This is a genomic window from Ensifer sp. D2-11, assembly GCF_054161295.1.
In genome coordinates, this window is the sequence record NZ_CP096434.1 from 572,706 (window position 1) to 594,938 (window position 22,233).

Here is a 22,233-nt window from a genome sequence, read left to right on the forward strand (position 1 = left end):
CATGGCCGAACACAATATGCAAGAGACGGACAAAGCGCTTCCGGAACCCGGCCGCTTTTCCAAAAACCTCGCCGATTTCTTCGCCTCGCCGGCGGCGGCGATCGGCTTCGTTACCCTCCTCGCCATCTGTTGCCTGGCGCTCCTTGCGCCCTGGATATCGCCGCAGAACCCCTACGACCTGATGCAGTTGGACATCATGGACGGGCGCCTGGCGCCGGGTTCGGAATCCATGACCGGCTTCGTCTATCACCTCGGCACCGACAGTCAGGGCCGCGACATCCTGTCCGGCATCCTCTATGGCCTCCGCACTTCGCTGTTGGTCGGCGTGCTCTCTGCCTTCGCGGCCGCCATCATTGGAACGACGGCGGGGCTGTTCGCCGCCTATATGGGGCGCCGGACGGAAATCGTGATCATGCGCCTAGTCGACTTGCAGCTGTCGTTCCCGACCATCCTGATGGCGCTGATGATGCTGGCGGTCCTCGGCAAGGGAGTGCTCAATGTCGTCATCGCGCTGATCGTCGCCGAATGGGCGACCTATGCGCGCACCGTCCGCGCCACCGCCCTCGTCGAGCGCGAGAAGGAATATATCGAGGCCGCGCGCATGCTCCGCTTGCCGGGCTGGCGCATTCTCTTTCGGCATCTGCTGCCGAACTGTCTCGCCCCCGTGATCGTGATCGCGACGATGCAGGTGGCGCGCGCCATCGGCCTGGAAGCGACGCTTTCCTTCCTCGGCCTCGGCGCCTCCGTCACCGAACCCTCGCTCGGCATGCTGATCTCGACCGGTTACCAGTATCTGCTGACGGGCCTCTACTGGATCAGCTTCTTCCCCGGCATCGCGCTCCTGGTCACCATCGTCGCCATCAATCTGGTCGGCGATCGCCTTCGCGACGTGCTCAATCCGAGGAACGCATCATGACCGCGCTCTTGCAGGTACGCAATCTGGTCACCGAGTTCGGCGGCGGCAAGCGGCGGTCCGGCGTCCGGGCGGTCAACGATGTGTCCTTTTCCGTTGAACGCGGCCGCGTGCTCGGCCTCGTGGGAGAGTCCGGCTCCGGAAAATCCGTCACCGGTTTCTCGATCATCCGGCTTCTGGAGCGGCCCGGCCGCATTGCCTCGGGCGAGATCCTATTCGACGGCGTCGATATCAGCCGGAATTCGGAAGAGGAGATGCGTCGTCTCCGCGGCAAACGGATCGCGATGGTGTTCCAGGATCCCACGATGACGCTTAACCCCGTTCTGTCGGTCGGCACGCAGATGATCGAGGCCGTGCTGGCCCATGAGAGCGTGTCGAAGGATATGGCCCGGCAGCGCGCCCGGGACGCCTTGGGCCTTGTCGGCATCCCGAGCCCCGAGGAGCGGCTCGCGGCCTATCCCCACCAGTTTTCCGGCGGCATGCGCCAGCGGGTGGCCATTGCCATCGCGCTCCTGCACAAGCCGGACCTCATCATCGCCGACGAACCGACGACTGCGCTCGACGTGACGATCCAGAGCCAGATCATCGCGGAGTTCCAGAAGCTCACCGAGGAGGCAAGGACTGCGGTGATCTGGATCACCCACGACCTCGCCATCGTTTCGCGGCTGGCCGACGACATTGCCGTCATGTATGCCGGCCGGCTGGTGGAGACCGGCCCCGTCACCGAGGTTCTCAACGATCCCCGCCATCCCTACACCGCAGGCCTGATCGCCTCCGTTCCGTCGCAGAACGAACGCGGGGAGCGCTTGCGCCAGATCAACGGCATGACGCCAGCCCTCAACCGCCTTCCGCAGGGCTGCAGCTTCCGCACGCGCTGCGGGCGGGCGGACGACGGCTGTCTCGTCATACCGGAGCTGGCACCTGCGGGCGACCGATCCTTCCGCTGCATCCATCCCGTGACGAAAGTATCCGCATCATGAAGGCTGTCGAGCCCCCCCTGATCGAGGCCAGGACGATAACGCAGCGTTTCGGCGCCAGGCCGGACCTTGCCGCGAGGATCGCGCTCAGCCTGAAGCTGGCAAAGTCCGCCCCGGTCGTTCATGCGCTGGATGGCGTCAGCCTAAGCATTCGCAGCGGCGAAGTCGTCGGCCTCGTCGGGGAAAGCGGCTGCGGAAAATCGACCCTCGGCCGCGTCATCGCCGGTGTCGCGGCCCCGACCGACGGCAGCGTCTTCTGGAAGGGGGTTGACCGTAAGACAATGTCCGCCGCCGAGCAGAAGGAGGCCGGCCTCGCCACGCAGATGATCTTCCAGAACCCGATGGCGGCCCTCAATCCGCGCATGACGATCGAAGAGCTCGTCTGGGAGGCGCCGAAGACGCACGGCCTGGCAACCGCGGCGGAACGCGCCTCCTACGTAGACAACTACCTGACGCTGGCCGGCTTCGACCCGTCCATGAAGACGCGCTATCCGCACCAGTTCTCGGGTGGTCAGCGCCAGAGGGTCAACATCGCGCGGGCGCTGGCCGTGCAGCCGAAATTCCTCGTCTGCGACGAAAGCGTCGCCGCCCTTGACGTCTCCATCCAGGCTCAGGTGATCAACCTGTTCATGGACCTGCGGGACCGGCTGGACCTGACCTACCTCTTCGTCAGCCATGATCTCGGGGTGGTGGAGCACATTTCCGACCGCGTCGCGATCATGTATCTCGGCCGGATCGTCGAGGAAGCGCTCGTCGAGGATGTCTTTAGACGTCCCAACCATCCCTACACGCAGGCCCTCCTGGCGGAAGTTCCCCGTATCGAAACGGGCAAGCGGCGTTTCAAGGCCGTGGAAGGCGAACTTCCCAGCCCACTCGATCCGCCCAAGGGCTGTCATTTCCATCCCCGTTGTCCATTCGCCATGGAGCGCTGCCGCGTGGAAGTCCCGGTCCGCAAGGAAGTGGCGCCGAAACACCTGTCGGCCTGCCATCTGAACGGCTGACCCGGCCGCGGTCGCATCCGCAAATTCAACTCGAGGCAGGAGGTCAGCCGTGGCTGAGAAGCTTTCCCATTCCGGCGTCAATGACGTGGCGTCGCTGATTGCGGCTATCGTCGATGAAAACGACGCGCGTTTCATCGATATCCGCAGGCGCATCCACGAATATCCCGAAATCGCCTTCGAGGAGGTCCGGACGGCTGCCCTCGTCGCGGAGACCTTGGCAAGCCTCGGGATCGAGCACCAGACCGGCGTCGGTCGCACCGGCGTCGTCGGGCACATCCGCGGCAAGAGGCCCGGTCCCACCCTGATGATCCGCGCGGACATGGACGCTCTTCCGATGCAGGAGGAGACGGGGCTTGCCTATGCGAGCAAGATCCCGAACCGCATGCATGCCTGCGGCCACGATCTCCACACCGCGACGGTCCTTGCCGTCGGCGCCGTGCTGAAGCGCCTGGAGGACCGGTTGACCGGCAACGTCCGCCTCATCTTTCAGCCGGCGGAGGAGGCTGTCGGCGGCGCCAAGGAAATGATCGCCGACGGGGTGATGGAAGGCGTCGACATGGCGCTGAGCCTGCATAACCGGCCGGAAATACCCGTCGGTCAGTTCGGCATCGTGCACGGCTATGCGAATGCCGCGGTCGATTCATTCGACATCACCGTGCACGGGAAGGGCGGACATGCGGCCCGTCCCTACGCCGCCGTCGATCCGATCGTCATCGCGGCCCAGTTGATCGGACAGTTGCAGACCATCGTGTCGCGGGATGTGCGGGCGCTCGACGCTTGCGTCGTGACAGTCGGCTCAATCCACGCCGGCGAGGCCCGGAACATCATCCCCGAACGGTGCGAACTGAAGGGAACCGTGCGAAGCCGGCAGCCGGAGGCGCGCGATACGGTGGAGGCCGGTCTGCGCCGGCTCTGCGAGGGCGTCGGGTTGAGCTTCAGGGCGGCCTGCGAGCTTGCCTATAGACGCGGCACACCGCCCATCTTCAACGATGAGAGCATGCTTCAGCGCACCGTAAGCGCGATCAATTCGCAGCTCGGCGATGTGGCGTTCGACTTTGAACCGAGCATGGGAGGTGAGGATTTTGGGCTGATTGCGCAAATGGTCCCGTCGTTCCGGCTGCTCGTAGGGTCCTCCCAGCCGGGCCGGTCGGACAAGGTGCATAATCCCGACTATCAGCCCGATGAGCGATCCATCGCCTTCGGAACGCTGGCTCTGGCGCGAACCGCGGCCGATCTCCTGAGCTGACTAGCTGTGGAGCCTCAACAGGTTGTCCTCGATCAATCCGAGGCGACTGATGGGTGTTTTGGATTTTAGGCTGCGATGCGGGCGATGCCAATCGTATCGGTGCAGCCAGACGGCAGCTCGGCTGCCCGGCGATCTGACGTCGTGTAGGCTCTGGCATTGGCCCTCTCTGAGCGCGGTCTGGATGAAGCGTTCGGCCTTACTATTTGTCTTGGGCGTGTAGGGCTTGGTTCGGGCGTGTTTGAGGCCGAGGGCTAGGCCACCTCAAGCTGAGAGTCTTTCGCCCCTTGCGCGCTCAACGGCGCGGGAGCCTTGCTTTGCAGGTGGGAAGCGTTAAGTCGACGCGCCACAATATCGTGGTTGAGCCACTGAATGGGGCCGGAGGGATCTGAGGACGCGCCAAAAATCAGCTGCCCGGTCGCCTCCACCACGAGAGCACTCAGGAGGTCGCTGATCATTGCCTTGCTGTCCCGATGCATCTGCGTGATCTCGTTGGACGTGCCGATGGTCAGATCGGCCTGCGCTTGGCTGTTCGCCATCGGCCACGCCGAGAAGTCGTAAAACGGTCGCATGGCTTCGTTGGCCTGCATATCGGCAATTTTTTGGAACACATCCTTCATCGTGAAGCCGTCTGCCAGAAGCTTCTGACATGCCTGCCATTGGTCCTCTGCCCATTGGCCACCGTTCTCTTTCCGCAAGGCGAGTAGCAGCGGTATCAGCGGAAGTTCGATACCCGTGAATACGTCGGAGGAATTGGTCCGGATTTCGGGACAGTTATAGACGGTTGCCTTGACACCCGCTGCCCAGGCTTCTTGCGCGATGCGTTCGAGCCGCATCTTGGCGTAACCCTGGGTGTAGTTGGTGTAGGTCTGCCAACGATAGCTTCCGTCAATCAGGATTGCCGTTCCATGGTAACCGTAGGCGGTGTACCGGACCTGAGCACCAGATGCCTCTGCGCGCTCACGGATCGCCGCGCTGAAGTCGATAAGATGTCGAAAGGTAATTGCGGTGACTTCGTCGAAATTCTGCAGGATGAGCTTGCCCATATCGCTGTCGAGCAGCGCTTGCGAAGACATGTGGCGGGGACCACGTCCCTTGTAGATTCGATTGGCAACAGCCAGGAATACCTTCGCTTTCGGGATGCCGCCGGCCATTGTATGGGCGAAGAAGACATTGCGGCCGTCGGCAATCATGCCGTCGAGAACGGCCATGACCTGTGAAAGCGCATTGGTGAACCGTGAGGTGGCGATGTCCCGGCACTGCTCAATGTAGTCCCAGTCGAGCCTCTCAAGTTCCCAGCTCTCCAGCGTCATTGTTGCGAGGAGATCCGTCGGAGTAGGGCCTCCTGTCGGAGCGTCGAGATCGAACCCGGCCATAAGAGGTATGTTGATAATCCTGCCGCCCAGTCGTTCCTCGGCGGCAGAGAGTTCCTCGGCGTTCAAAGGCCGAAGTGCGTTGTTCTCGTCGCGCCGCCCGACCGTGATGCCCACGATCTCCATTCCAGCCCGCCGTGCTTCGTCGAGCAAGCCGGTCGCATATCCGCGACCGAATAGTTCACCGAAGAGGACGAAAACATCACCTTTACGAAAGACGCTGTTTTCGGCGATGCGGTTCAATGCGACCGGGTTTTCCATGCAATCAGCTCTTTGGTCCGTTGGTCGTCGAGCGGTGGCTCAGACGAGCTTCGATAATCACATGACCGCACTGACTCCTAATGGGAAGTAATTTTAAGTGACCGTTCATTTCAAAACGTGAAAGACTTCTCGGTGTCTGAACCGAATAATGCAGTCCGAACGGTAGCCCCGGCCGGACAAACTTATGTCTTCCCGCACCGGTCGGCCATTCACAAGCCGTCCTCTTTGGCCTAAAAAGCGCGCAGTAGATCTCCGGTCGCAGCCTACCCGGTCAAAACAAGGACACCTGTCATGAAGACAATTGTAATCTGCTCCGGCGGATTGGATTCCGTTTCGCTTGCGCACAAGGTCGCGGCTGAACAGGAGCTTTTCGGCCTCCTGTCGTTCGATTACGGCCAACGGCACCGCAAGGAACTGGATTTCGCCGCCGCCTGCGCCAGGCGCCTGGGCGTCCCGCACCAGATCATCGACATCCGCGAGATCGGCCGCCACCTCACCGGATCGGCGCTCACCGACGACGTGGACGTCCCGGACGGACACTATGCCGAAGAGACGATGAAGGCGACGGTGGTGCCGAACCGCAACGCCATCATGCTTGCCATCGCCTTCGGGGTCGCTGCAGCCCGCAAGGCGGATGCCGTCGCGACCGCCGTGCATGGCGGCGACCACTTCATCTATCCCGATTGCCGGCCGGGCTTCATCGATGCTTTCCAGGCGATGCAGAACCGCGCGCTCGATGGCTATGCGGATGTCGCGCTCTATGCGCCCTTTGTGAACGTCTCGAAGGCGGACATCGTCGCGGACGGAGCAAGGCACGATACGCCCTTTGCCGAGACCTGGTCCTGCTATAAGGGCGGTGTCCGCCATTGCGGGCGCTGCGGCACCTGCGTCGAACGCCGTGAAGCCTTTCACCTCGCGGGCGTCCCTGATCCAACGGAGTATGACGATCCGGACTTCTGGGTCGCGGCGACCGGCTCCTTCGTTGCCGAAGAGGTGAAATGATGTTTCGCATCACCAAGGAATTCCATTTCTCCGCCTCGCACCAGCTGAAGAGCCTGCCGGCCGAGCATCAATGCGCGCGGCTGCATGGGCACAACTACATCGTCGAGGTCGAGCTTTCCGGCGAAACGCTGAACGAGCATGGATTCGTGCGCGACTACCACGAGCTCGCGCCACTGAAGCAATATATCGACGAGTGCTTCGACCACCGCCATCTGAACGACGTGCTCGGGCACGATCGGGTGACGGCGGAATGCCTGGCGCAGCATTTCTACGAATGGTGCCAGGTTCGGCTGCCCGAGACGACAGCCGTTCGCGTCAGCGAGACGGCGAAGACCTGGGCGGAATATCGGCCATGATCCACACCCGATCGAACGAAATCCGCGTCAGCGAGATATTCGGACCCACGATCCAGGGGGAGGGGGTGCTGATCGGCCTGCCGACGGTATTCGTCAGGAGCGGCGGCTGCGATTACCGCTGTTCCTGGTGCGACAGCCTCCATGCCGTCGACAGCAGCTACCGGCATGAATGGCAAACGATGTCGACCGAGGAGGTTTGGCAGGAAATCGTTCGGCTTTCGGGCGGTGAAGCCGTGATGGTTTCGCTATCGGGCGGCAACCCGGCAATACAGCCGTTCGGCGATCTGATCGGCCGCGGGCACGAAAAAGGCTATCGATTCGCCCTGGAAACGCAAGGTTCGGTCGCTCGCGACTGGTTCGCCGCTCTCGACGTGCTGGTGCTCAGTCCTAAGCCGCCCTCGAGCGGGATGGAGACCGACTGGGAAGCCTTGGACGACTGTCTCCGCAGTGCTGGAAACAAGCCGCAGACGGTATTGAAATTCGTGGTCTTCGATGAAGCGGACTATGCCTATGCAATGACAGCTGCCGCGCGCCATCCGCATCTTCCCGTCTATCTGCAGCCCGGCAACCATACTCCGCCGCCCGCGGAGGAGGCGGACGCGCCGATCGATATCGACGGCGTGATGGAGCGGATGCGCTGGTTGGTCGATAGAGTTGTTGCCGACAGGTGGTTCGAGGCGCGGGTCCTGCCGCAACTGCATGTCCTCATCTGGGGCAACAGGCGGGGCGTTTGAAGCAGCAGTCGCGCGTCTTATCAGGCCGCAGCACTTCGATCCGGACTCAAGGCGCACCGCGTGCGGCCACCTCCAGGCCCGAAACACCTCCGCCGAGGCGAACCGGCTTCAGGGCCGGAGCTTCGGCGTCCTTGACGAGATGGATCACGCGGGAGAACTGCACTCCGTTTCGCGGCGTTCGGCCGATCTTGATCACCGCGGTCTCCCGCAGGTCGGCCTCGAAGATCGAAAGGGCCCGTTTCAGGGCATCGGCGTCCATGGTCTCCAGCGCTTCGTCGATGACCACCCAACGGGGTTTCTGCACGAGGAGCCGGGCAAAGGCCAGGAGGCGCTGCTCGTCGTCGCCGAGTTCGCGTTCCCAACGGGCCTCGCGATCGAGCGACGTCGCAAGATGGTCGAGCCCGACCTTCGAAAGCGCAGTCACGAGCACCTTGTCGGGGAAACTGTCGGCGTGCGGATAAGCAAGGGCGTCGCGCAGTCGGCCGCGGGGGAAATAAGGCGCGCGAGGAATGAAGGCCACGGCTTCGCCGGCCGGCATTCCCACACGGCCGCTTCCCCAGGGCCAGAGCCCGGCGAGCGCACGGAAGACCAGCGTCTTCCCGGCACGCGGATCGCCGATGATGTTGACCCGCTGGCCGGGGGCGATCTCGATACGAGACTCCGCCAGCCTGGTTCGCCCAGAGCGGGAGACCACCTCCAGGTTCTCGAACGTCATGGTGGCACTCTCGTTCTCGACGAATTCGATACGCTTTTCATCGCCGTGCAGCGTGTCTGCCGTGATCAGCGCGCGGCGAAAGGCGGCAACGCGCAGCAGCGTTGCACGCCAATCCGTGATCGCGCTGACATTGGCGACGAACCACTTCAACGACGAGTGCACCTGGTTGAACGCCCCCACCGCCATCATAAGGCCGCCGAAGCTGATGTTTCCCGCGAAGTAGACTGGCGCTGCAACGAGAATGGGTGCGACGACCGTGACCCAGCCGTAGCCGTCCTGTACCCAGGCAAGATTGATCTCGGCTCGGAATATGTTGCGCGTGGCGTCGAGCACGGAGGAAAGGTCGAGTTGCAGGCGCCGTCGCTCCCCAGCCTCGCCGCCCGCAAGCGAGATGCCGTCGATATGCTCGTTGGCGTGCATCATCGAGAAGCGAAGATCGGCTTCGCGGGCGTAGCGCTCGCCGTTCAGAACGATCAGCCGGCGGCCGACGAGCCAACTCAGCCACGACGCGGAGCCGGCGTAGAGGATTGCAGCCCACACCATATAGCCGGGAATTTCCAGCGACCGTTCGCCGATCTGGAAGGCAAAGCCCGCTGAAAGGGACCAGAGGACGCCAACGAACGAAATGAGCAGGATCGACGATTGCAAAAGCCCGAATCCGAGGCTGGTCGTGAGATCGGCAAGGTGGCCGGCATCCTCCTGCATGCGCTGATCCGGGTTCACGCCGATCGTGCCGGCATTGGCCAGCCGGAAGGCACGCCGCGGCCGCATCCATTCGCCGATCAAGTCCAATGTCAATCCTTCGCGCAGCCTCAAGCGCACCATCTGGTTGAGCCACTGCTGGGCGACGTTGAACACCAGGAGGACCCCGGCGAGGAGGACGAACAGCATGAGCTGATAGAAGAAGCTGTTGAGATCACGCCGCTCGATCGCGTCGAAGAAGGGCCGGTACCAGCGATTGAGAACGATCTGCCCGATGGCGGTGACGATGATTATGGTGAAGCTGCCGGCTGCCAGCCACAGGATAGGCTTCAAAACCGGCGAGTCGACGAAGGCGTGCCGCATCATCTCGAACTGCTGCCAGATACTGCTGCCTTCCGATGGGGCGGCGGGCGTTCGGGCCTGAGTCTCATTACCGGTTTGGTTCTTCATCTCCAATTCCTTCCCCTCGGCGCACACCGCATCCCAAACTAATCCGACGGTCGGTACGCGCGGCCATTGGGCCCACGCGAAGCGCGAACGGACAGATCCGGGACGTTGTGTTTGCGGTCGCCTCTGTGGCTTGAACAATCTGCCGGCCAGGGCGAGTGCCGTATGGCAGCGCCCGGTTTCATGCTCGGCGGCGGCGACCCGCCAAGTGGAAATTCAGTGCCGAGCAGCAGTCGGTACGAAGCAAATAAGCCGTTAAAAATCTGTAATGCAGCTAAATTAGAAATCCCCATACGTTCAATGTATGGATAACGGCGCCGCCTGAAAACCGGATTTTGGTCCGTTCCGAGGAAGTCAGACCCCACCGGCCTTGCGCAACGGCATCGGCGAGCATGCAGCCGCGACCTGCGACCCTTTGAATGTATTCGAGATTTCTTTTCCATTTGTCGCATGGGAAACGCCTGACCGGCCCGGCGGGCTTTCCAGTAAACTTTTGTGATCTGCCGGGCCCAGCCGTTATCGCCGCCCTCATCCGCGCCTCGCTCGCAGTTGCCTGGCACGATTCTCGGCCTGATCGCCGAATCGAGACATCGCAACCCCACGGTGCCGAAACCGACATTCCAGTGGCCGACTGGCGCTTCCGGTGCACAAGAGCGATTTCGGCTTGTCCATGTTACAACGATGACATAAAACGTTACCGCCGTCCTGCAGCACCGCGCGTCTCACGCGCACAAAGGTGGCTGCAGCACTTTCATCTGCTGCATGTTTTTCCCTTGAATCGCGGTTCAGGGGGCATGCAGTGACGCGTGTCGACCCGTACTCAACAGCAAAATTCGTAAGAATTTTCATGCCAAGAGAAGGAGACATTTATGTCTATTTCACCCTCCAACATTGGCGACAAGGAAGCCGCTCCGATGCCCAACGGCGACATCGCCGCTCGCGTCAAGGCCGCGCGTGAAGCGGTCGGCTACAGCATCGAGGATCTCGCGGTCACCTGCGGCCTCGCCGTCGTCGAAATCAACGATATCGAGAATGGCACGGACTTCAGTCCAGCGAAGCTCAAGCGCGTCGCCGGCGCACTACAGGTGCCGCTTTCCCATTTCCTGCCCACAGAAATGTGAGGTCGGCGGCAGTAGAAAAAAGGGTGCGCCGTTCCGCACCCCCTGCCGCAACCGCTCAGCACCGTGATCCATTTGTAATCTAGCACCGGCCGGCTCACACGCCGGCCGGTCTGCCATTAAACGGGTGGAGGCCTTCGATCTTATGGATGAGCTGCGTGCCGTCGAAGGGTTTTGCCAGGCGAGGCAGGGCACGAAATCGTTCAGGCAAGTCAAGCGCCGTATAACCGGTCAACAGAAGCACCGGCACCTCGCGCTCCATGAGTTCGTCGACAAGCGGATAGGCGAACTCGCCGCGCAGATTGAGATCGAGAGTAGCGATATCGAACGGATGCGCGCGGGCGGCGGAGATCGACTGAGCGAGGCTCGTGAATGGGCCGATCACCGAGTAGCCGGCAGCGACGAGATCAGCTTCAATCTGCAGTGCGACAAGAAACTCGTCCTCCACGACGAGCACCCGACATTGGTCTCCGTGGTTCATCCGGGGGCTCCGCGCGGATAGGGAACATCGATCGTGCATACCAGCCCTTGCGGCGCGAACTCGAGATGCACTTCACCGCCAAGATCCGAGGCGAGAACCCGCTCGAGCAGCAGACGGCCGAAGCCATTATGCTCGGGCGCAACAACGGCCGGTCCGCCCGTCTCGCTCCAGCAGATCCGCAGCCGCTCACTTGCCACGTCGATCATCCACTCGATATCAACTCTTCCGCTTTTGACGGAGAGTGCCCCATGTTTAGCGGCGTTTGTTGCAAGCTCGTGCGCCGCCATGCCGAGGGTCAGCGCATGCTTGGGCGGCAGCATCGCCGGCGGGCCCGCAAGGGTCACATTCGTCCTGCTGTCGTCGTGATACGGCGACAATTCGTCGAACAGCACGGTTTTCAGGGAGACGCCCGACCAGCTCGCCTCCGCCAGGCGCGTATGGGTCTGCGCGAGCGCCCTTATGCGTGCATCGAAGGAACGGTGTGCCGTTTTGGCGTCCGGATTGGTCGAGAATGTCTGCCGTGCGATCGACCCGACGATCGCCAGCGTGTTCTTCACGCGGTGGCTGAGCTCGGCGACGAGGAGATTGCGCTGCGCTTCGGCCTCCCTGCGCTCCGTGATGTCCATGCAGACGCCGGTCAAACGCCTTTTGGGGCCGTTGCGCGGCGAAAGCTGTCCAAAAGCCTCCATCCACCGGATGGTCCCGTCGGGGAGTTGAGCACGGTAGACGACGTGGTAGTCTCCGTCTGTCTCGATCGCCCTGGCCATCTCGCGCTCGATCAAGGGAAGATCGTCCGGGTGTATGTCCCGCTTGAAGTCGTCCAGCGTTCCTCCGAACGATCCGGGCTCAATACGGTGAAGCGCCTCCAGCCCCGGCGACCAGATCACCTCACCCGTTTCGAGGTTCCACTCCCAGGCGCCCATATGTCCGGCATCCAGTGCGAGCTGCAGGCGACGTTCGCTTTCCTGGAGCGCCTCCTCCGCCTGCTTGCGTCCGGTGATGTCGACAGCGGCAGCGACAGCTCCGACCACTTCGCCTGTGACGTCGCGCAGCGGAGTCGCGTTGCCGAAGATATGACGGGAGCTTCCGTCGTCGAAGCGCACCTCCTCCTCGAAATTCTGAACCTCTTCGCCGCGAGCCGCCCTTTGTACGGGTAGCTCCTCCGGCGACAATGCGCGCCCTTCCGAGAAAACGCGGAAGTTGGTGGGGTGCTCGCCGGGAGGCGCCGACATCGACAGATTGCTGTCGTGCGGCAGCCGCAAAATCTCGTAGGAGCTGTTATTGCCGCTGATGACGCGGCAATCGGGCGTGCGTGCAATCCAGATCAACGCCGGCACGGCCTCCATGATCGCCGCCAACTCGGCCGCGCGCGCCCTTTCGTTCGCCTCGTTGCGGCGCAGCTGTTCCTCCGCCTGGCGCCGTGCATGTTCGGCTCTCATGCGCTGGATGCTGAATCCGAGTTGTCGCGCTATGGTGAGCGCCATGCCGATCTCGGATTCCGCAAACCGGTGTGGCCGGTCGTAGTAGGTCATGAATTTGCCGATCAGCCTGCCTTCCGTGACGAGCGGGAAGAAGCCGAGCGCGGCGATGCCTTCGCCGACTATGCTCTCCTTCAGCTCTCGCGAGAATTCCGCGTCGTCGACATTCTCGACGAAGATCGGCTCAGGTTCGTTCGCTCCCGTAATCCAAGGGGAGTGTCCGTCGACAGCGCGCTGATAATAGTCCGAAAGGCCGCGCGCGGCGACGAACCGCATGGTCCCCGCCTCATCGAAGAGCAAAATTGAGGCGCGGTCGCAATTCAACGCGCCCTGAATGGCGTCGAGTGTCGCCTCGTAGACCTCTTCTATCCGTTTGGTACGCTGCACCCTTTCGGTCAGACGGTACAACGCGGCCTGCTCACGAAAGCGGGCAGCCAGTGCCTGTGCTGCGCTTTTCGTCTCGGTGATGTCGCGGGCGATCTTGGAAGCGCCGATGATGCGGCCGGTGGCATCCCTGACGGGGGAAACGGTAAGCGAAATGTCCACCAGAGTCCCGTCCTTGCGCCGGCGCTTGGTCTCGAAGTGGTCGACCAGTTCGCCTCTGCGAATGCGTTCGAGGATGCCGGGCTCCTCGCTCAGGCGTTCTGGCGGTATGAGAATGGTGATCGACTCGCCGATAACTTCTTCGGCCGCATAGCCAAAAAGCCGCTGCGCGCCGCGGTTCCAGCTGGTGATGATCCCGTCCAGGTTCTTCGCGACGATGGCATCGTCGGAAGATTCGACGATCGCGGCGAGATAGCGGGAACTGCGCTCCATATCCTTCGCGCCACTGAGGTCCATGAGGACATTGACGGCTCCGGTCACTGCGCCCGTGTCGTCGAAGATCGGCGTCGGATGCGGCAGAAGCGGGACCGAGGCGCCGTCCGGCCGGACCGCCACCACTTCTTCACCCCTGACCGGCTGTCCTTCTTTCAATGTGCGCGCCATTGGGCACTCGTCGTGCGGGAGGGGTGAGCCATCCGGCCGCCTCAGTTGCCAACTGACGCACCAGCGATCCTTGCCGAGCTCCGGCTCGCGCCCAGCAACGGCTGCAGCCGCGGCGTTGCAGTAGGTGACGATGCCCTCGGCGTCGGTCGCATAAACGGGCACCGCAAGGGCGTCGAGCACGGCGCGGTAATCGGGCGTGTCTGAAGTCTTGATATCGTCAATCGTCGTTTTGGGTAGAATTTCTGCGCCGTGCATGTTCCCTCCGCAGCCGCCGCCAACTTCAAAGAACGCAGCCATCGCTGCTTTGTTCCGCGCCCGTCCCCCAAACTCTTGGGGGTTATTAAAGCGACAGCCCCGTCTAGATTAGGCCTGAGGACGCGATCAGCGGCCGGGGTGAGCGGAGGAAACCGAACATCAAACTGGAGACATTTCGATGAGCAAAACCGTATTGAACGCCGTGGGAACGCCGCTTTACTACAGCGGCAGTTCAACTGCGTGGTTCTCCGCCACCGGCTCAGGCCCCACACTCCATGGCACTGCCGGCAACGATTCCATGTGGGGCGACAGCTCCGTGAACGTCACCATGATCGGCGGTAGGGGCGACGACATCTACTATCTCTATTCGTCGATTAACCGGGCGTATGAGACGGCCGGCGAGGGCGTGGACACGATAAGCACGTGGATGAGCTACACACTGCCGGCGAACTTCGAGAACCTCACGGTTACCGGAAGCGGCCGGTTCGCATTCGGCAACGAGACGGACAACATCATAAAGGGTGGGTCTGGAACGCAGACGATCGACGGCCGCGGCGGCAACGATGTCCTGATCGGCGTGGGCGGTGCCGACACCTTTGTGTTTGCGCGAGGCAATGGAAGCGACCTGATCACCGATTTCAACTATGATGACGTCGTACGCCTCGACGGCTACGGCTTCACGTCGTTCGAGCAGATATTGTCCAATGTGGCTCAGGAAGGCGCCGATCTCCGGCTCCATCTCGCCGATGGCGAGAGTCTGGTATTCGCGAACACCACCGCCGACGAATTGCAGGCGCACCAGTTCAGACTAAGCCTCGACCGTTCCGTCCTGTCTCAGACTTTCTCGGACGAGTTCAATACGCTTCAGCTCCGAAACGGTACAAGCGGGGTCTGGGATGCCAAATTCTGGTGGGCGCCGGAAAAGGGAGCGACGCTTTCCAGCAACGGCGAGCAGCAATGGTATATCAATCCGAGCTACGAGCCGACCGCTTCCGTCAATCCCTTCTCCGTCAACAACGGCGTGCTGACGATCACGGCCGCGCCAGCGTCGGAGGCGATCCAGGCCGAGATCAACGGCTATGATTACACGTCCGGAATGCTGACGACCTACTCGTCCTTTGCCCAGACCTACGGCTATTTCGAAATGCGCGCGGACATGCCGGACGACCAGGGCGCCTGGCCGGCCTTCTGGCTGCTGCCCGCCGACGGTTCCTGGCCGCCGGAACTCGACGTCGTGGAAATGCGCGGACAGGACTCGAATACGGTCATCGCCACGGTGCATTCCAATGAAACGGGCTCGAGAACGAGCATCGAAAATGCGGTGAAGGTCGCCGATGCGAGCGGCTTTCACACATACGGGGTGCTTTGGACGGAAGAGGAGATCGTCTGGTATTTCGACGATGCGGCGATCGCGCGCGCCGATACCCCTTCCGACATGCACGACCCGATGTACATGCTCGTCAACCTGGCGGTGGGCGGCATCGCCGGCACGCCGCGTGACGGGCTCGCCGACGGGTCCGAAATGAAGATCGACTACATCAAGGCCTATTCGCTCGACGCGGACTGGCAGATATGAACCAGGGAGTTCAAAGGCCGGCAATCCTGGGGCGCCGCGCGCGGCAGGATGCCGGCCTTCGACCGGCTATTTCTGAATGCAGGTATCCGCGGTCTCCTTGGTGCATTCGTCGAGGCCGGTAAAGACCGGGTCTTCGACCGGTTTGCCGGCGATCAGGTCCAGCATGACCTGCGGGGCCTTGTAGCCCATCTCGAATGGCCGCTGCCCGACGAGAGCGGTGACTAATCCTTCCCTGGCGATCGCGACTTCCTCGCCGATCGTATCCGCAGCGCCGATGACGAATTCGTTCTTGGCGATCTTGTCGGCCATCGGCTTGAACAGATCGCGATAGGGTTGTGGCGCGCCGAACAACGGCCATCCTCCCATGATCCCGAAAGCATCGAGGTCGGGATTGGCGGCAAGGATGTCGGTCATCGCCTGCACGCCCTTGGCGCCGTCGTCATTGGTGAAGACCGGGCAGCCTGCCACTTCCGTCCAGTTGCCTTCGCCCTTGAGTTCCGCCAGGCCCTTCTGGCCGGTCAGGGCGTCCCGCATGCCCTGGGCGCGGCGCAGAATGTTGTCGGCGCCGGGATTTCCCTCGATGGTGCAAATCTTGCCGCCATCGGGCTTGGCCTTCTTGATGTATTCGCCGATTCGGTAGCCCATCAGATAGTTGTCGGTCCCGAGATAGGTCTTGCGCAGGGCAGAGTCTTCGGCGGCGAGATCCGCATCCACGGTCATGACCGGAACCGATGGATTGGCGGTCTTCAACGTCTGGGCGATGAGCTTCGCATTGGATGGTGAGATGGCGATTGCGGCGGTTTCAGCCTTGCCCAGCATGTCCTGGACGATCTGCGCCTCGCCGGCCTCATCCGAGGTCGAAGCCGGACCCGTGTAGAAGCACTCGTATTCCGAGTCCGGATTTTCCTTGTTCCACTTCTGGCAACCCTGATTGATCGCTTCGAAGAAGGGATTGTCCAGCCCCTTCACCACGATGACGAGCTGTTTCTTCTGGGCCATGGCCGTTCCGGCGCTGAGTGCCAGAGCGGCAACGGCAAGCAATAGTGCCTTCCTCATTCCTTCCTCCCTTGAAACAAGCGGACACGCGCGTGCCCGCGCCTTGAAATATGAGAATTTCGGGTAGGCGGCGGCGTCGCGCAGCCGTCGATCCATCGAGGCAATGAAGAGCGGCCGGTCGCGCGCGGATCGTCAAGCAGCGCCGCGATGAGGTGCCGCCTGACCCTGCCCGTGCCCCGGGGACAAGGATCAGCATGCTCTCCTCCCAGCACTAGCTAATATCCGCGCGAACAGCACGTCAACGACTATTTGTATGACAATATGAGTTTCCGCGTATGTGCGGAGCGATTTGTAGGACTATTGATTGACGCTTTCCCGCGCATTTGCGTAAATGGGAACGGTCGCCTTGCCGGGAGAGCGCGAAAGCGGGACAAGCGATCGAGGAGGCGGCCCGCTGCTTCGGGAGGCTAGACGGCTGTGGCAGTTCTCGAACTCGTTAACATTTCCAAGCATTTCGGCGCCATTCAGGCGGTCAGCGACGTGTCGCTCTCGCTCGACCGCGGCGAGGTGGTCGGGCTCATGGGCGACAACGGCGCCGGCAAGTCGACGCTGGTCAAGATGATGGCCGGCAACTTCCGGCCGAGCCATGGAACGATCCGGCTCGACGGTGCGGAACTCGTGATGCATCGCCCGGTGGAGGCGCGGCAGCACGGCATCGAGATCGTGTATCAGGATCTGGCCCTCTGCGACAACCTCACGGCCGCGGCGAATGTCTTTCTCGGGCGGGAGATCAGGCGTGGCATCGGGCCGCTGCGCATACTCGACTACAAGGCGATGTACCGCCGAGCCGGCGAGATTTTCAGGGAGCTGAAGTCGGAGACGCCGCCGCGCAACCTGGTCAGGCAGATGTCGGGCGGTCAGCGGCAGGCGGTCGCAATCGCGCGGACGATGCTTTCAGAGGCCAAGATCGTGCTCATGGACGAACCGACGGCAGCCATTTCGGTGCGGCAGGTGGCCGAGGTGCTGAACCTGATCCGAGAGTTGCGCGACCGGGGCATCGCCGTCGTGCTGATCAGCCACCGTATGCCGGACGTCTTTACAGTCGCCGACCGGGTCATCGTCATGCGGCGGGGCAGGAAGGTCGCCGACAAGCCGATTGCCGCGAGTTCGCCGGAGGAGGTGACGGGCCTGATCACCGGCGCCATCGAACAGGTGTGAATCAATCGGAAAGAAAGCGAAGGTCGACAATGGCAATTACGCTCGATCGGGCAGTCGGACAGAGAGATCGGGGATGGCTCTCGTTCCTGTTGGCCAGCCAGGCATTCTGGGTCCTGGTGGCGGTCATCCTCGCCTGCCTCTTCCTCTCGGTTGCCACCGACTCCTTCGCCACGGCCAAAAACCTCTACAACATCACGCGCAATTTCACCTTCGTCGCGATCATCGCGCTCGGAATGACGCTGGTCATCATTACCGGCGGCATCGATCTGTCGGTTGGGTCGGTCCTCTGCCTGTGCAGCATGGTGCTGGCCGTGGTCATGCATGCCGGCTACGGCATCGAGGTGGGTATTGCCGCCTCGATCGGCACGGCGCTGGTCGCAGGCGCGTTCAACGGCGTCATGATCGCCTATCTCGGCTTTCCGCCTTTCGTGATCACCCTCGGCATGCTCTCGATCGCGCGCAGCCTGGCGATGGTCGCATCCAACAATACGGTCGTCTTCGAGTTCGGCCCGGACCACGACACGCTCCTGGCTCTTGGCGGCGGCGCCTGGTTCCTCGGCATCGCCAATCCGGTGCTCTACATGATCGTCCTGGCACTCCTCACCGGCTTCGTTCTGCGCTGGACGAAGTTCGGCCGCTACGTCTTCGCCATCGGCGGCAACGAGCATGCCGCGACGCTCACCGGCGTTCCGGTGAAAAGGATCAAGGTTGCCGTATACATGATCTCCGCGCTCGCGGCCGGCATCGCAGGCATCATCCAGACCGGCTGGCTCGGGGCCGTGACGACCAATATCGGCGCAGGAATGGAACTTCAGGTCATCGCCGCTGCCGTCATCGGCGGCGCCAATCTTGCCGGCGGCGCCGGCACGGCTTCCGGCGCCCTGATCGGAGCTGCGCTGATCGAGGTGATCCGCAACAGCCTCGGCCTGCTCGGGATCAACGCATTCTGGCAGGGCGCCTTCATCGGCGGCGCCATCGTGCTCGCGGTGCTCTTCGACCGGATCCGAAACTTCCGCCAAAGCGAATAGACGAGGGGAAGGCGGGCCCGGCGCGGCCCGCATTCAAGAACCGGTTCGCCGGCTCAGCCTTTGGCGAGGATGCGCCGCATCTCTTCCATGGCGGCTTCGCGCTGCGGGTCGCGTCCGTCGGCGTAGGGCAGGGGGAACGGAACGGTGACGTCCGGCTCGACGCCGCGCCCCTCCAGCCGCACGCCGTCGTCGATCACCGCATCGGAAACCGCAAGCTCCAGCATGCTGTCGTCCGGCAGGAGATAGGCGCGGCCGGCGAGAAGCGCGCCCGCCGTGCGCGTCCCGACGAGCGGGATTCCATTGGCCTTCAGCGCATAGGCGAAGAGTTCGAGGCCGCTTCTCGATCCCTCGTCTATGATGGCGACGACCGGGCGGCGCCAGCGGACATTGGCGAGCATATCCTTGCCGCTGCGCGAGATCAGCCTGAAGTTCGGCGTATCGCCGACGAAGAGCTCCGCCGCGTCGGGCGGGCCGCCGCCCCAGCGTCCGCGCAGGTCGATGACGACGCCATCGGCGTCCTTGAGACGGCCGGTCGCCAGTTCCCGTGCCGCGATATCGAGTCCGTCGGGACTGGAGAGCGTCCAAAGACGGAGATAACCGATGCGCCGCCCATCGCTCTCATTGACGGACACACTGTTCTCGATTGCCTTCTCGAATGTGGGCAAAGGCCGCAGCCGCTCGACCGCGACACTGGCCGTGAAGGGTTGTGCGCCGGCATTGCGGCGCAGGCGGATCTCCACCTTTTGCCCGATCCTGTCGCGGAAGGATTCGATTTCGCGATACGGCGCGCCATCAACGGATAGAACCTCGTCGCCCACCCGGATACCCGCCTTGTCCGCAGGCGAGCCGTCATAGACGTCGCTGACGAACGGGAGGCCGTTTTCCATCCGGGTAACCAAGCCGACCCCGGCATAGCTGGCCCTGCCATCCGGCGGGAACACCCGCTTCATGTCGTGGCGGATAGCGTAACGGAATATGTCGGCGAGTTCGTAATAGGCAATCGAATCCTGCGTGAAGCGGGCCGTGTGCGACGCGTCGAGGCTCGCGAGGATTCTCTCGACCGCCGCATCGACCCGGGGCTCCGTGCTCTTCGCGTTCAGCGGGTCGCCGCCATCGAGTTCCTGCCGTACCGCTGCGTCGAAGCCGTCGAGCGCGGAGGGATCGTGAAAGTTGTCGGCGACAAGCGTGACGACGCGGTCGAATATCGGATGACCCGAGCGCGGCAGGTCGAGGCCGAAGCCTTGGGCAGGAACGAGGAGAAGCAGGAACCCGGCCAGCAGGCCCTCGGGCATCTTCGCGTGCATGGATCGATCTCCGTTCTCTGGGGATCATACCGGCATATCGGCGGCTGCAGCGAGGCCTCTCACAACAACATTCCGTGAGATCGGCGAGAGCGGCATATTCTCTCTTTTTCCTGGAACTTACCCATCGCCAAAGTTGTAGGTCAGGCTGCCGTTGACATGCGTTGCTGGCAGCGCGCCTCGGTGGCACATAGCGCAGGGCTCAGAGAGCTATCGCCGTTGCGAGCAATACGAGGCTGACGAGGCCGAGAACGGCCCGCACGACATGGGATCGCTCCCAGCGGTCCCGCAGGACGGTCCAGTCCGTGCTTTCCGAGGCCGTAGAGGCGCGCGGGGCGCCGAAAGCGAAAAAGCGCGCGCCCGTTCCTCCCAGCTGCGTATACTTGAGCCAGAAGTTGTTCACGGGATGCGTCAGGATCCAATACACCGCATGCATCGCCAGCAGGCCGGCGAATGCGCCGACGGTCAGCCAGAAGGCGGTCGTCGCGCTCGGCATCAGGAAGAGGAGAGCGGCAGTGAGAAGCAGGGCCGCCGGCTCTGCAGCGCCCCCGAAGGTGAAGCCCGGATAGTAGATTGCCTGCATCGCCAGATATTGTTCCCTTGGCAATCGCAATTTGCCGGGCAATTCGAGCGCATGGGCAAGGGCCAGTGCCGTTGCTATCGCGACCAGAACGATCGTGAGTACTTCTACCGTCACGAGCATTGAGTCGATCCGATTTGTCTGCTGCAGGTTCCTCGACGCTGCGTGTTCTGCGAAGACCCGCGGCGCCGTAGGGTTGTGGCCCGAACTGCGGAGCGCCGATTCAGTTCCATCAACCTTCGGGCTCAGCTTCGGCTTCCGGTCTGCCGCAGGTGGCCGAACCGGAAGCGGCCCGGGGCGGCCGCACGCACCATCATCATCTCGCCGATCGTTTCATGCGTCATCAGCCCGACGAGGCGGTTGGAGCCGTCCAGGACGGCGATGGCCGGCGAATGGGATTCCTGCATGAGCCGCAGGCTTTCCTCAAGGCGTTTGCGATGATGGATCGTCGGTAGGCCGCGGCGCATCGCGGCGACCACCGGTGTCGACGGGCCTTTCTCCTTCAGAGCGCGGATCATGTCGTCGCGCGTCAGCAGTCCCTCGAAGTGGCCCGCGGCATCGACCACCGGAAATTCGCGCTGCGTGGTGGCAAGCAGCGTGTCGATGGCGTCGTCGATGGTCGCCGAGCGGTCGAGGGTCGCGAATTCGGTGATCATTACGTCTGAGATCATCACGCTGCCGGAGATCTCGCGGATCTGGGCGTTTTGGGCTTCCGCCGTTGCGGCCAGATAGACGAAGATGGCGATGAAGATAAGCAGAGGATTGTAGAACAGGCCGACGAAGCCGAAGACGAAGGCAAGGCCCTGGCCGATCGTTGCGGCGATCTGGGTCGCACGCGACCAGGTGAGCCGCGCGGCGAGTGCGGCCCGCAACACGCGGCCGCCGTCCATCGGGAAGGCGGGGATCATATTGAAGAGCACGAGGAAAACATTGACGCCGGCGAGCCGTGCCAGAAAGCCGCTCTGGGGGTCTTCGACGCCCGCTATCTGCTCCAGGCCCGCCGAACTGCCGAGGATGGCGATGAGCACCGCGGCAATCGCCACATTGACCAGAGGGCCGGCGATGGCGATTACGAATTCCTGGCCGGGCTCTTCCGGCATGCGCTCGAGTCTAGCGACGCCGCCGATCGGCAGCAGCGTTATGTCCGGCGTCTTGATCCCGAAACGCCGCGCCGCGGCGATGTGGCCGAACTCGTGGAGCACGACGCAGACGAAGACGGCGACGATGAAAGCAATCCCCTCCATCGCTGCCGGTGTCCCGCCGATCCGGTAGTGCATCAGCCATATCCAGATCAGAAGCAGCGCGAAGGTCACGTGCACGCGAATTGCCGTGCCGGCAATCGTTCCGATGCTGAAGGACCAAGCCATGAGCGATATGCTCCGTCCAGTTCTCAGGCCCGCTGAGGATGCGCCGTTTCATCATGACAGTTGCGGCAGCGCCACACGATCGCAGGTGCCCTTAGCCCTCTAATCGGTTGGCCGGGGGATCGTT

Annotated in this window: 19 protein-coding genes and 1 pseudogene; 11 read left to right on the top strand and 9 right to left on the bottom strand. The window is 62.6% G+C overall.

All coding sequences use genetic code 11. The features are described from left to right. Position 1: 1 nt before the first annotated feature. The 4 genes from M1D34_RS19875 to M1D34_RS19890 are packed head-to-tail and all read left to right on the top strand — an operon-like array spanning position 2 to position 4,137. The gene (locus tag M1D34_RS19875) at positions 2-916 is read left to right on the top strand and encodes an ABC transporter permease (RefSeq protein ID WP_498783871.1); all 915 of its coding nucleotides are present in this window, start codon (positions 2-4) and stop codon (positions 914-916) included. Continuing rightward, positions 913-1,893, top strand: coding sequence for an ABC transporter ATP-binding protein (locus M1D34_RS19880; protein WP_498783873.1), 981 nt, complete (start codon positions 913-915; stop codon positions 1,891-1,893). The genes M1D34_RS19875 and M1D34_RS19880 overlap by 4 nt, the downstream gene beginning before the upstream one ends. Continuing rightward, positions 1,890-2,891: an ABC transporter ATP-binding protein gene (locus M1D34_RS19885; protein ID WP_498783875.1), complete on the top strand. Its 1,002-nt coding sequence runs from the start codon at positions 1,890-1,892 to the stop codon at positions 2,889-2,891. The genes M1D34_RS19880 and M1D34_RS19885 overlap by 4 nt, the downstream gene beginning before the upstream one ends. A gap of 49 nt (positions 2,892-2,940) precedes the next feature. Beyond that, complete coding sequence (locus M1D34_RS19890; RefSeq protein ID WP_498783877.1) at positions 2,941-4,137, top strand: M20 metallopeptidase family protein; 1,197 nt, start codon at positions 2,941-2,943, stop codon at positions 4,135-4,137. Here M1D34_RS19890 and M1D34_RS19895 read toward each other — a convergent pair. Both M1D34_RS19895 and M1D34_RS19900 read right to left on the bottom strand, forming a co-directional pair. After that, a pseudogene (locus M1D34_RS19895) lies at positions 4,138-4,386 on the bottom strand (integrase core domain-containing protein); the annotation flags it as partial. A 2-nt stretch (positions 4,387-4,388) separates the two neighbouring features. Then, entirely contained in the window at positions 4,389-5,768 is a 1,380-nt protein-coding gene (locus tag M1D34_RS19900; protein WP_498783879.1) for an enoyl ACP reductase FabMG family protein, read from the bottom strand. A 291-nt stretch (positions 5,769-6,059) separates the two neighbouring features. Between M1D34_RS19900 and queC the strand changes: the two genes are divergently transcribed. The 3 genes from queC to queE are packed head-to-tail and all read left to right on the top strand — an operon-like array spanning position 6,060 to position 7,860. Beyond that, complete coding sequence (queC, locus tag M1D34_RS19905; RefSeq protein ID WP_498783881.1) at positions 6,060-6,770, top strand: 7-cyano-7-deazaguanine synthase QueC; 711 nt, start codon at positions 6,060-6,062, stop codon at positions 6,768-6,770. Then, a complete protein-coding gene (gene queD, locus M1D34_RS19910) occupies positions 6,770-7,126 on the top strand; it encodes a 6-carboxytetrahydropterin synthase QueD (protein WP_498784318.1) in 357 nt (118 codons plus the stop codon). The genes queC and queD overlap by 1 nt, the downstream gene beginning before the upstream one ends. After that, a complete protein-coding gene (gene queE, locus M1D34_RS19915; protein ID WP_248447943.1) occupies positions 7,123-7,860 on the top strand; it encodes a 7-carboxy-7-deazaguanine synthase QueE in 738 nt (245 codons plus the stop codon). The genes queD and queE overlap by 4 nt, the downstream gene beginning before the upstream one ends. A 46-nt stretch (positions 7,861-7,906) precedes the next feature. Here queE and M1D34_RS19920 read toward each other — a convergent pair whose 3' ends face one another. Beyond that, positions 7,907-9,727 carry an ABC transporter ATP-binding protein/permease gene (locus M1D34_RS19920; protein WP_498783883.1) on the bottom strand — a complete coding sequence of 607 codons (1,821 nt, stop codon included), beginning with the start codon at positions 9,725-9,727 and terminating at the stop codon, positions 7,907-7,909. Positions 9,728-10,593: 866 nt separating this feature from the next. On the opposite strand from M1D34_RS19920, the gene M1D34_RS19925 reads away from it, so the two are divergent. Next, positions 10,594-10,845 (top strand): helix-turn-helix domain-containing protein, encoded by a 252-nt coding sequence (locus M1D34_RS19925; protein WP_003528529.1) that lies wholly within the window; start codon positions 10,594-10,596, stop codon positions 10,843-10,845. Between the two features lie 94 nt (positions 10,846-10,939). Here the strand turns inward: M1D34_RS19925 and M1D34_RS19930 are convergent, their stop codons facing one another. Next, complete coding sequence (locus tag M1D34_RS19930) at positions 10,940-11,323, bottom strand: response regulator (RefSeq protein WP_498783885.1); 384 nt, start codon at positions 11,321-11,323, stop codon at positions 10,940-10,942. Then, entirely contained in the window at positions 11,320-14,043 is a 2,724-nt protein-coding gene (locus tag M1D34_RS19935) for a PAS domain S-box protein (protein WP_498783887.1), read from the bottom strand. Before M1D34_RS19935 ends, M1D34_RS19930 begins: the two co-directional genes overlap by 4 nt. A 178-nt stretch (positions 14,044-14,221) precedes the next feature. On the opposite strand from M1D34_RS19935, the gene exsH reads away from it, so the two are divergent. Beyond that, positions 14,222-15,619: an endo-1,3-1,4-beta-glycanase ExsH gene (gene exsH, locus M1D34_RS19940; protein ID WP_498783889.1), complete on the top strand. Its 1,398-nt coding sequence runs from the start codon at positions 14,222-14,224 to the stop codon at positions 15,617-15,619. 66 nt (positions 15,620-15,685) lie between these two features. Here the strand turns inward: exsH and M1D34_RS19945 are convergent, their stop codons facing one another. Beyond that, a complete protein-coding gene (locus M1D34_RS19945) occupies positions 15,686-16,675 on the bottom strand; it encodes a sugar-binding protein (RefSeq protein WP_004434499.1) in 990 nt (329 codons plus the stop codon). A gap of 417 nt (positions 16,676-17,092) precedes the next feature. Between M1D34_RS19945 and M1D34_RS19950 the strand changes: the two genes are divergently transcribed. Continuing rightward, positions 17,093-17,833, top strand: coding sequence for an ATP-binding cassette domain-containing protein (locus tag M1D34_RS19950; protein WP_015242991.1), 741 nt, complete (start codon positions 17,093-17,095; stop codon positions 17,831-17,833). 29 nt (positions 17,834-17,862) lie between these two features. Continuing rightward, complete coding sequence (locus M1D34_RS19955) at positions 17,863-18,861, top strand: ABC transporter permease (protein WP_498783892.1); 999 nt, start codon at positions 17,863-17,865, stop codon at positions 18,859-18,861. Between the two features lie 53 nt (positions 18,862-18,914). Here M1D34_RS19955 and M1D34_RS19960 read toward each other — a convergent pair whose 3' ends face one another. The 3 genes from M1D34_RS19960 to M1D34_RS19970 all read right to left on the bottom strand — a co-directional run bounded on the left by M1D34_RS19960 (position 18,915) and on the right by M1D34_RS19970 (position 22,109). Further along, positions 18,915-20,165, bottom strand: a complete 1,251-nt coding sequence (locus M1D34_RS19960) for a S41 family peptidase (RefSeq protein WP_498783894.1) — start codon at positions 20,163-20,165, stop codon at positions 18,915-18,917. A gap of 199 nt (positions 20,166-20,364) precedes the next feature. Next, on the bottom strand, positions 20,365-20,865 hold the full coding sequence (locus M1D34_RS19965; RefSeq protein ID WP_498783896.1) for an anthrone oxygenase family protein: 501 nt from the start codon (positions 20,863-20,865) through the stop codon (positions 20,365-20,367). 122 nt (positions 20,866-20,987) lie between these two features. Then, positions 20,988-22,109, bottom strand: a complete 1,122-nt coding sequence (locus tag M1D34_RS19970) for a site-2 protease family protein (protein WP_498783898.1) — start codon at positions 22,107-22,109, stop codon at positions 20,988-20,990. Positions 22,110-22,233: the final 124 nt, after the last annotated feature.

Coding starts and splice junctions, on each gene's coding strand:
- M1D34_RS19875 (WP_498783871.1), top strand. CDS start 2: ATGGCCGAACACAATATGCAAGAGACGGACAAAGCGCTTCCGGAACCC.
- M1D34_RS19880 (WP_498783873.1), top strand. CDS start 913: ATGACCGCGCTCTTGCAGGTACGCAATCTGGTCACCGAGTTCGGCGGC.
- M1D34_RS19885 (WP_498783875.1), top strand. CDS start 1,890: ATGAAGGCTGTCGAGCCCCCCCTGATCGAGGCCAGGACGATAACGCAG.
- M1D34_RS19900 (WP_498783879.1), bottom strand. CDS start 5,768: ATGGAAAACCCGGTCGCATTGAACCGCATCGCCGAAAACAGCGTCTTT.
- queC (WP_498783881.1), top strand. CDS start 6,060: ATGAAGACAATTGTAATCTGCTCCGGCGGATTGGATTCCGTTTCGCTT.
- queD (WP_498784318.1), top strand. CDS start 6,770: ATGTTTCGCATCACCAAGGAATTCCATTTCTCCGCCTCGCACCAGCTG.
- queE (WP_248447943.1), top strand. CDS start 7,123: ATGATCCACACCCGATCGAACGAAATCCGCGTCAGCGAGATATTCGGA.
- M1D34_RS19920 (WP_498783883.1), bottom strand. CDS start 9,727: ATGAAGAACCAAACCGGTAATGAGACTCAGGCCCGAACGCCCGCCGCC.
- M1D34_RS19925 (WP_003528529.1), top strand. CDS start 10,594: ATGTCTATTTCACCCTCCAACATTGGCGACAAGGAAGCCGCTCCGATG.
- M1D34_RS19930 (WP_498783885.1), bottom strand. CDS start 11,323: ATGAACCACGGAGACCAATGTCGGGTGCTCGTCGTGGAGGACGAGTTT.
- M1D34_RS19935 (WP_498783887.1), bottom strand. CDS start 14,043: ATGCACGGCGCAGAAATTCTACCCAAAACGACGATTGACGATATCAAG.
- exsH (WP_498783889.1), top strand. CDS start 14,222: ATGAGCAAAACCGTATTGAACGCCGTGGGAACGCCGCTTTACTACAGC.
- M1D34_RS19945 (WP_004434499.1), bottom strand. CDS start 16,675: ATGAGGAAGGCACTATTGCTTGCCGTTGCCGCTCTGGCACTCAGCGCC.
- M1D34_RS19955 (WP_498783892.1), top strand. CDS start 17,863: ATGGCAATTACGCTCGATCGGGCAGTCGGACAGAGAGATCGGGGATGG.
- M1D34_RS19960 (WP_498783894.1), bottom strand. CDS start 20,165: ATGCACGCGAAGATGCCCGAGGGCCTGCTGGCCGGGTTCCTGCTTCTC.
- M1D34_RS19965 (WP_498783896.1), bottom strand. CDS start 20,865: ATGCTCGTGACGGTAGAAGTACTCACGATCGTTCTGGTCGCGATAGCA.
- M1D34_RS19970 (WP_498783898.1), bottom strand. CDS start 22,109: ATGGCTTGGTCCTTCAGCATCGGAACGATTGCCGGCACGGCAATTCGC.